Raw genomic sequence first — 14,098 nt, 5'->3', positions numbered from 1 at the left:
AAATGATCATTCAATGGTTTGCTATATCTTTGTAGAATAATAGAATCATATTTTAATCTATTTTGTTAAGTGCTCCTATAATTGAGCCTAGAGGTTTTCTTTTACTCTTGGTAGTTTTTTCGAATATATTGCTTACATTTGCAGCTTAAACATACAAACTAAAAAGATAATAAATCATGCCAACTATATCTATTCGCGGGATAGAAATGCCTGCTTCGCCCATTCGTAAATTGGCTCCATTAGCTGATGCTGCCAAACAACGAGGGGTGCATGTTTTTCATTTGAATATTGGGCAGCCAGACCTGCCGACACCTCAAGTTGCTTTGGACGCTATTCATAATATTAACCGTTCTGTTTTGGAATATAGTCCTAGTGCTGGTTTTCGTAGCTATCGTGAAAAGTTGGTAGGTTATTATGCGAAGTATAATATTCATTTGACAGCGGATGATATTATCGTTACAGCAGGCGGTTCCGAAGCGGTGCTCTTTGCCTTTCTAGCTTGCCTTAATCCGGGGGACGAGATAATTGTTCCTGAACCGGCGTATGCTAACTATATGGCCTTTGCCATTTCTGCCGGTGCCCGTATTCGTTCTGTTACAACAACTATTGATGAAGGTTTTGCTTTGCCTAAAGTAGAGAAGTTTGAAGAACTCATCAATGAGCGTACCCGCGCTATTCTTATTTGTAATCCCAATAATCCGACAGGTTATCTTTATACGCGCCGTGAAATGAATCAGATACGAGATTTAGTGAAAAAGTATGATCTTTTTCTTTTCTCGGATGAAGTGTATCGTGAGTTCATCTATACAGGTTCACCTTATATTTCCGCTTGTCATTTGGAAGGGATTGAGCAAAATGTGGTGCTTATAGATTCTGTTTCCAAACGTTACTCTGAGTGTGGCATCCGTATTGGAGCACTTATTACAAAAAATGAAGAAATTCGTCGAGCAGTCATGAAATTTTGCCAAGCTCGTCTTAGTCCTCCACTTATAGGGCAGATCGCTGCTGAAGCATCTTTGGATGTCGATGAAGAATATATGCGTGATGTGTATGATGAATATGTGGAACGGCGCAAATGTTTGATAGACGGTTTAAATCGCATTCCTGGGGTGTATTCTCCTATTCCTATGGGGGCTTTTTACACAGTTGCTCGTTTACCGGTGGATGATTCAGACAAGTTTTGTGCTTGGTGCCTTTCCGATTTCCAATATGAGGGGCAGACTGTATTTATGGCCCCGGCTTCTGGTTTTTATACTACGCCAGGTACAGGGCATAATGAGGTGCGTATTAGTTATACATTAAAAAAAGAAGATCTAACGCGAGCACTTTTTGTTTTGCAAAAGGCATTGGAAGTCTATCCTGAAAGGGTAGAGTAAAAAAACATGAGCTTATCTTTTTTTATTGCACATCGTTTATATTGCGAGAAAAAAGAAGGACGGCAGATATCTCGTCCAGCAGTGCTTATCGCAAAAACTGGCATTGCCGTTGGATTAGCAGTGATGCTTGTTGCAGTATGCGTTATTGTAGGCTTCAAAAGTGAAGTAAGGGATAAGATTGTTGGTTTTGGCGGGCATGTTCAGATTAATAATTTAGAGCAGATGCAACCTTATGAGCCGCTGGCTATTGGCATCGATGATACTTTGATTAACTCATTGGCTGCTTTTCCCAATGTAAAGCATATACAGCGTTACTCGGTTAAACCGGGGATGATAAAAACGGAAAAAGCTTTTCAAGGTATGGTGCTGAAAGGAGTAGGACAGGATTATGACCTTTCTTTTTTGCGTTCTCACTTGATAGGAGGAGAATTTCCTAATTTTACAGATTCTATTACCTCTAATCAGGTAGTCGTTTCTCAAGCTATGGCTGAGCAATTGGAGTTAAACTTGGGCGACAAATTGGATACATATTATATAGAAAATGAAATCCGAATCCGCCGTTTATCCATAGTAGGTATTTATTGTACTGGTTTTGCAGAATACGACAGTTATTTTCTTTTTACTGATTTGCATACTGTTAATCGCCTGAATCATTTCCAATCTGGCCAAGTAAGTGGTATTGAGGTTATTCTTGACAATTATGCTGTGCTGGAAAATGATACGTGGGAGATTGGTTCTTTTCTTGAGAAATGTATAGATCGTTATGGTGCGAAATATACAGCCCGTAATGTTGAGCAGCTTAATCCTGCTATTTTTGCTTGGTTGGGTGTTCTTGATGTTGACATTTGGGTCATATTGGTATTGATGATGGGTGTAGCAGGATTCACGATGATTTCCGGCCTACTTATTCTGATTATTGAGCGCGCAGCGATGATAGGCACGTTGAAATCATTGGGTGCAAATAATGGTATCATCCGCCGGGTCTTTCTGTGGTTGTCCGTGTTCATTATTGGACGAGGTATGTTGTGGGGAAATGTGATTGGGCTTGGTTTCTGTTTGCTTCAATATTACACAGGCTTGTTGACTCTTGATGCAGAGACTTATTATATGGATGCAGTACCTATTGCTTTCAATATCAAGTACCTTATTCTGTTGAATGCAGGCACTTTGCTGGCTTCTGTATTAATACTTCTTGGCCCTTCTTATCTGATTGCCCGGATTCGACCGGCTGATGCCATGCGGTTTGAATAAGAGGAGTAAAATGAGGGTGCAGATGTTCTTATTTCCGCATAAACTCGCTTTTTCTTCTAAACAGGCAATGCAGTTTCCACCGAAGAGATTGCATGGGTTGAAGCATATCGAAGAAGGGAAGAGTAAGGTAATAGCGTTGTGAATCGCCTACTGTGCGGGCATTTTTGTTTGTTACATACATTTGTAACATCCAGCGGATTAAGAAAAATGCGATGGAAATACCTCCTGTCAGCCAGTGATGCAGGATGATTGCTATGGTTGCTGTATAGATCCAACATGCATGAAACAGTAGGCGGCTTGTTGTTTCGAATCCGATTATATAGCGTTGCAGGCCTTTATGGAAACGGGCGGTGGATGTATAACCGATTTTTTCTTCTTTCCATTCTTTAGTTTGTGCGTATAGCAGTCGGTGCATGACTGCGCGGGGATCTGTTTCTACCTGCGTATTTTTCGTCGTGGCTGTTTGGTTGATGAAGAGGTCGTCGTCGCCCCGGAGCAAGTTTAGATATTGGGAGAATCCCTTGTTCTTATAAAATAGTTTTTTGCTATATACCAGGTTTTTACCTATGCCCATGTAGGGATGGCCAGCTAAGGCAGAACCGAGGTAGCGCATGGCTTGGAACAGGTTTTCGTAGGACATGTATTTGTGAATCAATCCTTTGTTTTGTTCGTAGTCGTTGTATCCTAATACGATTTCGGTGCCTGGGGTGAGGTTGCGTGCCAATAGGCGTAGCCATTGGTCACTGGCTGGGTAGCAGCCTGTTTCGGTCATGACCATCCAGTCGTATCGGGCAGCTTTGATGCCGAGCGTAAGTGCCAGTTTTTTGTGGCTGATATAACGTGACGAGTCTGGGATGAAGCTGTGGTAAAGGTGAGGATGATTTGCCTGGAGCTGGGTTAGGTAGTCTGAGGTTCCGTCGTCTGCTCCGTCTGTAATGACGATTACTTCGAATTGTGGGTAGTCTTGTTGCAGGATAGCGGGTAGGCAAATCTGTATCTGTTCAAATGATTCGTGTGCATACAAGATGACGGAAACAGGGGGGCAATGGTTTGCAAAGGTGATTTTGCCCTGTTCTACATCTTTCTTGTGACGGGGTATGCGCAGGTAGAGGCATGTATAGAAGCAGGTCTGGATGAGAAAGAAAAAGCCTGTTGCGGCTAAAAGTATCGTTTCGCTGTTGTCAAGTGTAAGTGTAACCATATTGTGCAGACTGTTGTTGTCGGCGCAAAGGTACAAAAAAAGCAGGCCCGTTTAATGGCGGGCCTGCTTTTTCTTATCGGATGACGGGGACTGTGTCGAAGCGTGTGCCAGGGAAATGTTCCTCTACGTATTGTCGCAGGTAGTGCATCGTGTCGTCGCGGATGGTAGTATCGTCCACTTCCGGGTAGAGGTTGTAGAGCACGGTGTGCAGGGGGATGGAGCGCTTCTGGATAGCTTCAAAGCTGAGTAATGTATGGTTGATGCTGCCTAGTTTACCGGAAGTAACCAGTATAAGTGGGCAATGGCGGGATGCTATGTGGTCGATGGTCAGCAGTTCATCGGTGAGTGGAACCATCAGTCCGCCGGCACATTCTACGAGCACCACGTCATAACGCCGAGCTAGTTCGTCGGTGGCTCGGTCTATCTTCTTCAAGTCGATGGGGCGCTTGTCGATGCGGGCAGCCAGATGTGGGGAGCAAGGGTATGAATAGATTTCGGGGGCGGTTAATCCCTCCTTGTCTTCGGGAAAGACAGGCTGTCCCATGAGGCGCCGGTGCAAGTCTATGTCTTCTGAACTGCCCGTGTTGCCAGTTTGTACAAGCTTTTGGGTGATGATGTTCAGTCCGGTGCGGCGGAGTTGTTGTGCCAGCCATCCGGTGCAATAACTTTTCCCGGCATCGGTGTCGATGCCGCTGATGTAGTAGATACGGGTATTTTGTTTCATATAATAGGGTGTTTATAGAAATATATTGTTATGTTGGTTGGACGGTGGATTGCAACGGATAATCAGGTCAGACGGGCGCTTTCCCGAAGTGCCACTTCGGGAGAAGGTTGCTGTCACTCTACTTGCGGGGAATTTTACAGTATGTTTCTCACAAGCCGTCATCCGCTTTCTGTGCTATAATGTAAATGGGGTGATAAGTCAGCGTCACCTGTCCGTCGGCCTGCCCGAAGAGGCGGATGTAGTTTTCGGCGAAAGCTTGCAGGTGGGTACGGGTCCAGATACGTTTCTCGGTGCCCGTTACTCCCGTCAGTTTCAAGTGGCGGAGCACATCCGTAGGTGTGGGAAAGTGCAGCGTGGCTGTTTCTTCGGAAATATGCCGCAGACGCAAACTGGGAGGCAGCATGGCACCCCATTCGTGTGTAGTAAAATAGTGCAACCCATGCCCGGTGATGGTCCGGATTTCTTGTAAGTTCTGGGGGCCGAAGGTGCTGAATGCCAGAATGCCGTTTGGAGGCAGGATGTCCTGGCATTGTCTGAAGAACTGCTGCGGTTGGCTGAACCACTGTAATGTGGAACAAGAAGTAATGACATGGATTCGAGGAGGCATGCGCAATGTTTCGGCGTCGCCCGGAAGGAAATGGACATGGGGCTGTCCCAGCAAGTCCTGAAGGCTTTGCTCCATTTCAGGGCAAAGGTCGTTCAGCCACAGTTCCGATGGCTGAAACGCCTGGCGCAGAAGCCGTGAATAGATGCCTGTGCCGCATCCCACTTCAAGGATATCCAGCCCAGTCCGCTTGATATGGGGTTGAAGCAGCCGTAACATCCTTTCGGCAGCCTTGTATTGCACACGGGCTTCCCGATCATATGTCTTCCTAGCACGTGCGAAGCGCTCAGCTATCAATTGTTTCTCCATACTTCTTCCAGATATTGGTGAAACATCGGTTCACTGTAATGAGCGTCCTCTGTCTGGTAGAACGGCACGTTGAGCATCTGCCAGGTCCTGCATTGATTGCCGGGTGGGATGATGCGGTCGTTGCTCCCAACGATGGCCTTTTCCCAGTGGAAAGTGGGAGAGAGAAGAGACAGACGTTGCTTTTCGATGGAACGCATCTCTTCGGCCAACTCTTCCACCGGACGGCGCGGGGTGATGCGCAGGAACTGGTGGAAGGCGTTGGAGTCGAGGCACATTCGCCGGCAAAATTTGTGCAAGGAAGCAGAACTCAGGTTATCGAGCGTACCTTGCCAGATGTCTGGATGAATACCTAGTTCAGCATCGATGGGAAAAGGAGTCCCGTTAAGAGCAATGCTGTGGCCGATGGGTATACCCAACTGTGACCCGATATGCGACGCAGCCCATACCCCCATCGACCATCCTACTACATCAACCTTTTGGTAAATACCGGGTGGGAGAAAATCATGCTCCAGCGTCCGGTAGTCATAGCAAATGATAAAGTCCCTATCCTTGGGACGGTAATGGCGGAACGGAGTCGGGTCGGATGCCCAGCCTGCAAAAAACAACAGCAAGCGTGGGTTCTGTTCTTGTATGATATATTCGTATTTCATAGATGCTTAGGAATTATTCGTGCGTGTGGATGCTGTTTCGTATGAATGGAGCTGCGGGGTTGCCGTGGCTTCTTCAATCAATCTTTCCGTTTCTTCATCTGTCAGGTCTGCCCGGAGTGAAAGACGCAGCCGAGCTGTCCCTTCAGGCACCGTAGGAGGCCGGACGGGGAGAAGGTAAAAACCATGACGTTGCATGGCGTCGGCTTGCAGCATAGCATCAGCGCTGCTTCCGATCAGCAAAGGTATGATGTGGCTTTGCGATATATCTTTGACCTGTTCCGTTGCCAATGCCTGGTGCACACGCTTGGTGATGCAGGAAAGACGTTCTCGCCGTGCAGACATTTGCGGGAGATTGTGCACGATATACAAAGACCAGGCCACGGTAAATGGCGGGAGGGCTGTCGTAAAGATAAAGGGACGTACATGGTTGATGAGGTAGTCCCGTATCGTTTGGGCACATATTACGAACGCACCGGCCGAAGCTGCCGCCTTGCCGAGTGTGCCCACCAATAAATCAATGTCAGGCAAGATTCCTGCTTCTTCACAACATCCCAGCCCTTGGGAGCCCCGCAGCCCAAAAGCATGAGCTTCGTCTACGTAAAGCATAATATTCGGATATCGACGTTTTAAGTCAACCATCTCGCGTAAAGGTGCTTCATCGCCGTTCATGCTGAAGATACTTTCTGTTACAAGAATAATGTGTCGGTAGCAAGAAGCATTTTTACTAATCAATCTTTCCAGATGGTTTAGGTCATTGTGCCTAAAACGGATACATTTCGCATGGCTAAGCCGTATCCCATCAATAAGACTGGCATGAACCAACTTGTCGGCCAAAATCAAAGTATCATCATTGTTTGCTATGGCTGGTAATATACCGCTGTTGGCATCATATCCACTATTGAAGAGTAAGGCTGATTCGGCATTGTATAGCTTTGCTAACTCCGTTTCTAATTCGTCAAAGATTGGATGATTGCCGGTAAGCAACCTTGAAGAACTGGCTGATGGTACGAAATCTTTTACTGAAATTTGGCGGAGAAAATCTGCCCGCAGATTCATATCGACTGCCAGTCCCAGATAATCATTCGAGGAAAGGTTGAGCATGCGTCGGCCTTGTTTGATGATGTAACGTCCCTCGGCATCTGCGTGGGACAATGTACGCAAATTTTTCGCTGTTTTTAACTCATCCAAACGAGCTTGAAGGAAACGGTAAGGACTGTCCATAAAATCAGATATGTTGGTCATATTGCTTCAGATACTACTTTGATTAATCCATGTGTTAAGCGAGAGAGTTCGTCGGGAGTTATTATATAAGGGGGCATTATGTATGCTAATTTTCCGAAAGGACGTACCCAAATGCCTTCTTCTACAAAACGGCGTTGCATTTGTGCCATGTTTATGTTATGTTTCATTTCAATGACTCCAATAGCGCCCAATACACGTACATCATTTACTTGCGGAAGTCGTTTAGCTGGGGCTAACTCTTCTTTTAGCTGATGTTCAATGTACTGCACTTTTCTTTCCCAATCATATTCTGGCGAAAGGAGTAGCCGGATGGAAGCACAGGCTATTGCGCATGCCAGCGGATTTCCCATAAATGTAGGTCCGTGCATGAATACTCCTGGTGTATAAGCAGAGATGGTATCGGCTACTTCATTAGATGTTAAAACTGCTGCCATTGTCAAGTAACCTCCCGTAAGGGCTTTTCCTATGCACATGATATCAGGTTGTACTCCTGCATGTTCCCAGGCAAATAAACGTCCTGTTCGTCCGAACCCTGTGGCTATTTCGTCAAAAATAAGTAGAAGCCCGTATTTGCGGCAGAGTTTGGCTGCTTCTACCAAGTAATTTGGGTGATAAAACCACATGCCTCCTGCACCTTGTACAATGGGTTCTAATATAAGAGCTGCCAATGTGTCGGCATTGGCTTCGATGATCATGCGTAGTTCATCTATGTCATGTTCATCCCAGGCTTCTCCATAGCGTGAACGAGGCTGATGGGCGAAAAAGCGCACAGGTAAGGCTGATCCGAATAGTGAATGCATCCCTGTAATTGGGTCGCATACGGACATCGCGTTCCATGTATCTCCATGATAGCCGTTGCGAATGGTAACGAAGTTTTGCTTTCGTGCTAATCGTGCCTGGTCAGAACAAGAGAGACTCTTGGCTTGCCAGTATTGTATCGCCATCTTCAATGCTACTTCGATAGATACGGAACCTGAATCAGCATAGAATATCTTTTGAAGTTTAGGTGGAACAAGAGGTAATAGCAATCGTGCTAAGTCGATGGCTGGTTCATGCGTCAAGCCGCCGAACATGACATGTGACATTTGAGTGATCTGTCTGTTTGCAGCCAGATTAAGTTCCGGGCGGTTATATCCGTGTATAGCGCACCACCATGAAGACATGCCGTCTATAAGTTGTTGTCCGCTTGATAAGGTGAGTGTTGCTCCCTCTGCTTTTTGTACTTTATATACAGGCAGAGGATGTGAGGTAGAAGTATAAGGGTGCCATAGATGAAGTAAATCTATCTGTGTATCATCCGATTCATAACCAGCTTTTAGGGCTAGCCGTTGGTCTTCGGCTGAGGTGGAACCAGTTGTGGTAAGCAGGTCTCCAGTAATGGCAGCATTGATGCCTATATACATAGCCTTGCGTTGTATGTCTGCGGAAAAACGTTTTCTACCTCCGGCAAAACGCAGATCCGCTAAAGGCAAGATGAAGCGGAAGAGGGCAATGGTAGTGAGTAATTCTTCTTCGCTCAAAAGGGGCTGATGTTCCAGAGGTGTACCAGGAATTGGAGAAAGAACGTTGAGCGGCACGGATTTTATGTCAAGCTCTTTTAATTTAAAAGCTAGTTCGATACGTTGTCTCATTGTTTCACCCATGCCGATAATGCCGCCACTGCACACCTCAAGTCCTGCACGTCGGGCTGCGTAAAGGGTTTCTATCTTATTTTGCTGAGTATGTGTTGTACAAAGAGTAGAGAATATAGATGGTGCTGTTTCGAGGTTGCAATGGTAACGTGTGATGCCAGCATTATATAAAGCTTTCATTCCCGCTTCGTCTACTAATCCTAACGAAGCGCAAAGCCTGATGGATGAATGTTGGCGTAAATAGCGGGCTGTGTCACAAATACGTTCTAATAATCGTTGGGAAGGGCGCCGTCCGCTTATGACGAGAGAAAAGCGACTAATACCCTGCGCTTCGTGCAGTCGTGCTTGGCGCAAACATTCGTTTTTGTCTAAAAGGTCGTATTGTGCTGCTGTTGTGTGATGATGAATTGATTGTGCACACCATTTACAATCTTCAGGGCAACGGCCTGAGCGAGCGTTGATAATGGAACAGAACTCCATCCGACGATTAGTCATATGGAGAGTTATCTCATGGGCAGCTTCATATAGTTCGTCTTTTTTAGGCTGCGTGGCCAGAAAAAGAGTCTCCGTCGGGGTGATGTTGCCGCCGCGGAGGACTTTTTCTTTCAAGTCTTGTATCTTCATAAGGGTTATCATTAAAATCAGAGAAATCATGTTCAGATAGAGAAGCAGCTGTGCCTGCACTTATTTGTTTGTCCAAGGCACGGTTTGTCACATCATGATGCAGATGCCCGATGGTTACACATCGGCCTATACTGGCAAAAGCAGCATAACGTCTACGGTTCCATTGGCGGAAACGTAGCTTGGGAAGGGATGTGCATTGTAAGGTAAATCTCATCTTTTTCTGAATAGTGTGTGCAAATGTAATATAAATGTCTAATAGTTGTTTGCTTTCGGTCGAAAATTCGTATTTTTGCACGCTTAACTAATAGGAATGTAAATTTACGCGATTCGTATCTCTTTTTTTATTAAAAATGCAATAATTGAGTGCGATGCAACTGTTTCGCATTCCAGCTTTTACTGATAATAATCAAAAATAGATAGAAAATGGCAGTAGAATTAAAGAATTTAACCAAGCGGAGCGAAAACTATTCGCAGTGGTACAATGAATTGGTGGTAAAGTCTGATTTGGCAGAACAGTCCGCTGTGCGTGGCTGTATGGTCATTAAACCATATGGGTATGCTATTTGGGAGAAAATGCAACGCCAGTTGGATCAAATGTTCAAGGATACAGGCCATGTCAATGCATATTTCCCTTTGCTTATTCCTAAGTCATTTTTGAGCCGTGAGGCTGAACATGTGGAAGGATTTGCTAAAGAATGTGCCGTAGTAACACATTATCGTTTAAAAAACGATCCCAATGGAGGTGGAGTTGTTGTAGACCCGGAAGCTAAATTGGAGGAAGAGCTAATTATCCGTCCTACTTCGGAGACTATTATTTGGAATACATATAAGAATTGGATTAATTCTTATCGAGACTTGCCTATTTTAGTTAACCAGTGGGCTAATGTTTTCCGTTGGGAGATGCGTACTCGTCTTTTTCTCCGTACAGCCGAATTTCTTTGGCAGGAAGGACATACAGCTCATGCAACTCGTGAAGAGGCTGAGGAAGAAGCGGTCAGAATGTTGAATGTTTATGCTGATTTTGCAGAGAAATACATGGCTGTACCGGTTATTAAAGGTGTAAAATCTGCCAACGAACGTTTTGCCGGGGCTCTTAATACATATACAATTGAAGCAATGATGCAAGATGGTAAGGCATTGCAAAGTGGTACTTCACACTTCTTGGGCCAGAACTTTGCTAAAGCTTTTAATGTGCAATTTGTTAACAAAGACAACCAGTTGGAATATGTATGGGCAACTTCATGGGGCGTATCTACTCGTTTGATGGGAGCTCTTATTATGACACATTCTGATGATAATGGTCTCGTCTTACCTCCCCATTTAGCTCCTGTTCAAGTTGTCATTATTCCTATTTATAAGAGTCAGGAACAACTGCATCAAATTGATGAAAAAGTGTCTGGAATTGTTGCTCGCCTTAAGGATATGGGAATCAGTGTCAAGTATGATAATGCCGACAACAAGCGTCCGGGCTTCAAGTTTGCTGATTATGAGGTGAAAGGAGTGCCTGTACGTCTCGTAATGGGGGGGCGTGATTTGGAAAATAATACGATAGAAGTGATGCGTCGGGATACGCTGGAAAAAGAGACTCGTACTTGCGATGGAATTGAACAATATGTAAAAGATTTGCTGGAAGATATTCAAAGAAACATTTATAAAAAAGCACAGACATATCGCGATGCCCGCATTACGAGCGTAGATACTTACGATGAGTTTAAGGAGAAAATAGAAGAAGGTGGATTTATATTGGCACATTGGGATGGCACGACAGAAACAGAGTTGCGCATTAAAGAAGAAACAAAAGCAACCATACGTTGTATCCCATTTGATACTTTCTTGCCGGGCGATAAGGAACCTGGCAGATGTATGGTTACAGGTAAACCTTCTTCTTGTCGCGTCATCTTTGCACGTTCTTATTGAACGTTGACAGCATGTGACTTGATAATAAAAATATCGTTAGTGGAATTGTAGTAGGTCCATCAATGATTTGAATACTATATTTAGGGCCTCTATAAGTTCGCACTTCAGGTTTATTGTCCGTACTTCAAAGAATAAGTACGGACGAATCTGGTTAATGTTTATGCAGAGTGAAGTGAAACGAAATCGAAGAACTTTACGAAGTGAATAAGTACAAGTTATTTTAATAAATAATATTTTTTAGTTCGTGGCAGAAAACAGTAATAGGAAACCTCGTTCTAGCAGGAGTAAAAATTCCCCGTCGGTAAATGATTATGGACGTATTCAGCCGCAAGCTCCCGAATTGGAAGAAGCCGTGTTGGGAGCTTTGATGATAGAAAAAGATGCATATTCATTGGTGAGCGAGATCTTGCGCCCAGAATCATTTTACGAACACCGCCATCAGTTGATTTATGCAGCTATTACAGATTTGGCTCTCAATCAAAAGCCGGTGGATATACTAACTGTCAAGGAACAACTGACTAAACGTGGTGAATTGGACGAGGTGGGTGGCCCTTTTTATTTAGCTCAGCTTAGCAGCAAAGTCGCATCCTCGGCACATATTGAGTACCATGCCCGTATTATAGCTCAGAAAGCGTTGGCCCGTGAACTAATAACCTTTACGAGTAACATACAGACTAAAGCTTTTGATGAAACTCTGGATGTAGATGATTTGATGCAAGAAGCGGAAGGAAAACTTTTTGAAATCTCTCAGCAGAACTTAAAGAAGGATTATACTCAGATTAACCCTGTTATATCACAAGCTCTTGAGCAAATTCAGAAAGCTGCCGCGCGGACTGACGGATTGAGCGGCTTGGAAAGCGGGTTTACTAAATTAGATAAAATGACTTCTGGATGGCAAAATTCAGATTTGATTATCATTGCTGCCCGTCCGGCTATGGGTAAGACGGCTTTTGTGCTTTCCATGGCCAAAAATATAGCTGTGGATTATCATAATCCGGTGGCTTTGTTCTCGCTGGAGATGAGTAATTTGCAATTGGTCAATCGTCTTATATCCAATGTCTGCGAAATACCGAGTGAGAAAATTAAGAGTGGCCAATTGGCAGATTATGAATGGCAACAGTTGGATTACAAATTGCGCGACCTCTTGGATGCACCACTCTATGTAGATGATACTCCGTCCTTATCGGTTTTTGAATTGCGCACCAAAGCACGTCGTTTGGTTCGTGAACATGGGGTCAAGCTGATAATCATCGACTATTTGCAGTTGATGAATGCTAGTGGTATGTCATATGGCAATAGACAAGAAGAAGTAAGCACTATTTCACGTTCGTTGAAAGGGTTAGCTAAAGAACTGAATATTCCTATTATTGCTCTTTCCCAGTTAAATCGTGGTGTGGAAAATCGAGAAGGAGAAGAAGGGAAACGCCCGCAATTGAGTGATTTGCGTGAATCGGGAGCCATTGAACAAGATGCTGATATGGTATGTTTTATTCATCGTCCAGAATATTATAAAATATATACCTCTGCAGATGGCACTGATTTACGTGGCATAGCAGAAATCATCATTGCTAAACATAGAAATGGTGCAGTGGGAGATGTTCGTTTGCGTTTCATCGGCCAATATACCCGTTTTGAGAATTGTGATAATAATATGGTTCCACCACCGACTGATGGAGGAGGGGTGATGCGTGGTTCAAGCATGAATGCTTCTATTGCTACTTCTTCTGTTCCTCCTCCACCAGCATTGAATGATATATCTGTTAATCCTTTTAGCTCTCCGAATGATGAGACGGTACCTTTTTAATTGTTTATGCGTTGCGAGAATTACAATTTGCTTTAATCATGTTGGTTAAGTAATTTTATGTAACAGGAAATATGAAGTCAATTTCTATTTACGTTATATCTTATTTGTAATCCATCTATAAATTTTGGGCGTTACTTTTTGCATTAAGTAAAGGTTGGTTATACAAATAGTTAGGCTTAAAACCACTAATAAGATACTTTCTGCAAAGGAATATTGTCTATAAGTAACACCGATTGCCTTGATGCAATAAGGCAGACATAATATCATGCTGACAATGGACGGTATGTACTTCCGAATAATAAAAAATTGTATGATATGGACAATGAAATGCAGACTGAAAGCCAGTAGACAAACATACCAAAATAATATGTTTTCTGTGGCGATAGTAGCTATTGTACAAGCACTTATAATAATAAACTCTTCGCACACAGTAATGCCGAATACTGGACTTTTCAGAAATGAAAACTTTGACCGCAATGCTGGAAACCTTCGGTACAAATCGTTTTCATTTTTCTTAACCCATGGAGGTAGTATAATCATTTCCTCAAATTCATGAAGCATGAATAGGATAGGAAGTAGATATATCAATATCAAAATCATTCGTTTTTGTATTTTTGTTTTGAAAGAAGTTTCAATTTCAATACTTTTGTGTTTTCCTTGCTAGACAAACGTACTGGTCATTATAGATAATAAGAGCTGTTATAAGAAGATGGCAAAAGCTCTCGTTACGATTGCTTATATTGATTCATATATCTATGGTAGCAA

At 43.8% G+C, this 14,098-nt stretch carries 11 protein-coding genes; 4 read left to right on the top strand and 7 right to left on the bottom strand.

Going from position 1 to position 14,098, the window contains the following annotated elements; all coding sequences use genetic code 11:
- The first annotated feature begins 176 nt into the window (after positions 1 to 176).
- Both M3090_RS14345 and M3090_RS14340 read left to right on the top strand, forming a co-directional pair.
- Positions 177 to 1,376, top strand: a complete 1,200-nt coding sequence (locus M3090_RS14345) for a pyridoxal phosphate-dependent aminotransferase (RefSeq protein ID WP_249057465.1) — start codon at positions 177 to 179, stop codon at positions 1,374 to 1,376.
- 6 nt (positions 1,377 to 1,382) lie between these two features.
- Positions 1,383 to 2,627 (top strand): ABC transporter permease, encoded by a 1,245-nt coding sequence (locus M3090_RS14340; protein WP_249057464.1) that lies wholly within the window; start codon positions 1,383 to 1,385, stop codon positions 2,625 to 2,627.
- 28 nt (positions 2,628 to 2,655) lie between these two features.
- Here the strand turns inward: M3090_RS14340 and M3090_RS14335 are convergent, their stop codons facing one another.
- The 6 genes from M3090_RS14335 to bioA form a co-directional block, all read right to left on the bottom strand.
- Positions 2,656 to 3,828 carry a glycosyltransferase gene (locus M3090_RS14335; protein ID WP_249057463.1) on the bottom strand — a complete coding sequence of 391 codons (1,173 nt, stop codon included), beginning with the start codon at positions 3,826 to 3,828 and terminating at the stop codon, positions 2,656 to 2,658.
- A 73-nt stretch (positions 3,829 to 3,901) separates the two neighbouring features.
- Entirely contained in the window at positions 3,902 to 4,552 is a 651-nt protein-coding gene (bioD, locus tag M3090_RS14330) for a dethiobiotin synthase (protein ID WP_249057461.1), read from the bottom strand.
- 148 nt (positions 4,553 to 4,700) lie between these two features.
- Entirely contained in the window at positions 4,701 to 5,465 is a 765-nt protein-coding gene (gene bioC / locus M3090_RS14325; RefSeq protein WP_249057460.1) for a malonyl-ACP O-methyltransferase BioC, read from the bottom strand.
- On the bottom strand, positions 5,450 to 6,115 hold the full coding sequence (locus M3090_RS14320; protein WP_249057459.1) for a DUF452 family protein: 666 nt from the start codon (positions 6,113 to 6,115) through the stop codon (positions 5,450 to 5,452). Before M3090_RS14320 ends, bioC begins: the two co-directional genes overlap by 16 nt.
- A 6-nt stretch (positions 6,116 to 6,121) precedes the next feature.
- On the bottom strand, positions 6,122 to 7,357 hold the full coding sequence (locus M3090_RS14315) for an aminotransferase class I/II-fold pyridoxal phosphate-dependent enzyme (protein WP_249057458.1): 1,236 nt from the start codon (positions 7,355 to 7,357) through the stop codon (positions 6,122 to 6,124).
- Positions 7,354 to 9,612 carry an adenosylmethionine--8-amino-7-oxononanoate transaminase gene (bioA, locus tag M3090_RS14310; RefSeq protein ID WP_249057457.1) on the bottom strand — a complete coding sequence of 753 codons (2,259 nt, stop codon included), beginning with the start codon at positions 9,610 to 9,612 and terminating at the stop codon, positions 7,354 to 7,356. Before bioA ends, M3090_RS14315 begins: the two co-directional genes overlap by 4 nt.
- 423 nt (positions 9,613 to 10,035) lie before the next feature.
- Between bioA and proS the strand changes: the two genes are divergently transcribed.
- The gene (gene proS / locus M3090_RS14305; protein WP_249057456.1) at positions 10,036 to 11,529 is read left to right on the top strand and encodes a proline--tRNA ligase; all 1,494 of its coding nucleotides are present in this window, start codon (positions 10,036 to 10,038) and stop codon (positions 11,527 to 11,529) included.
- Between the two features lie 244 nt (positions 11,530 to 11,773).
- Positions 11,774 to 13,333, top strand: coding sequence for a replicative DNA helicase (gene dnaB, locus M3090_RS14300; RefSeq protein WP_249057453.1), 1,560 nt, complete (start codon positions 11,774 to 11,776; stop codon positions 13,331 to 13,333).
- Between the two features lie 93 nt (positions 13,334 to 13,426).
- On the opposite strand, the gene M3090_RS14295 is transcribed toward dnaB, so the two are convergent.
- Entirely contained in the window at positions 13,427 to 13,933 is a 507-nt protein-coding gene (locus M3090_RS14295; RefSeq protein ID WP_262918951.1) for an HXXEE domain-containing protein, read from the bottom strand.
- Positions 13,934 to 14,098 lie beyond the last annotated feature (165 nt).

The organism is Bacteroides sp. ET71, from assembly GCF_023336905.1.
In the GTDB taxonomy this organism is placed as follows: Bacteria; Bacteroidota; Bacteroidia; order Bacteroidales; family Bacteroidaceae; genus Bacteroides.
This window is presented reverse-complemented; position numbering and strand designations above follow the sequence as displayed.

Excerpts from the sequence above, each read along its gene's own strand:
- M3090_RS14335 (WP_249057463.1), bottom strand. The coding sequence starts at position 3,828 with ATGGTTACACTTACACTTGACAACAGCGAAACGATACTTTTAGCCGCA.
- M3090_RS14345 (WP_249057465.1), top strand. The coding sequence starts at position 177 with ATGCCAACTATATCTATTCGCGGGATAGAAATGCCTGCTTCGCCCATT.
- M3090_RS14315 (WP_249057458.1), bottom strand. The coding sequence starts at position 7,357 with ATGACCAACATATCTGATTTTATGGACAGTCCTTACCGTTTCCTTCAA.
- M3090_RS14340 (WP_249057464.1), top strand. The coding sequence starts at position 1,383 with ATGAGCTTATCTTTTTTTATTGCACATCGTTTATATTGCGAGAAAAAA.
- bioA (WP_249057457.1), bottom strand. The coding sequence starts at position 9,612 with ATGAAGATACAAGACTTGAAAGAAAAAGTCCTCCGCGGCGGCAACATC.
- M3090_RS14295 (WP_262918951.1), bottom strand. The coding sequence starts at position 13,933 with ATGATTTTGATATTGATATATCTACTTCCTATCCTATTCATGCTTCAT.
- bioD (WP_249057461.1), bottom strand. The coding sequence starts at position 4,552 with ATGAAACAAAATACCCGTATCTACTACATCAGCGGCATCGACACCGAT.
- bioC (WP_249057460.1), bottom strand. The coding sequence starts at position 5,465 with ATGGAGAAACAATTGATAGCTGAGCGCTTCGCACGTGCTAGGAAGACA.
- M3090_RS14320 (WP_249057459.1), bottom strand. The coding sequence starts at position 6,115 with ATGAAATACGAATATATCATACAAGAACAGAACCCACGCTTGCTGTTG.
- proS (WP_249057456.1), top strand. The coding sequence starts at position 10,036 with ATGGCAGTAGAATTAAAGAATTTAACCAAGCGGAGCGAAAACTATTCG.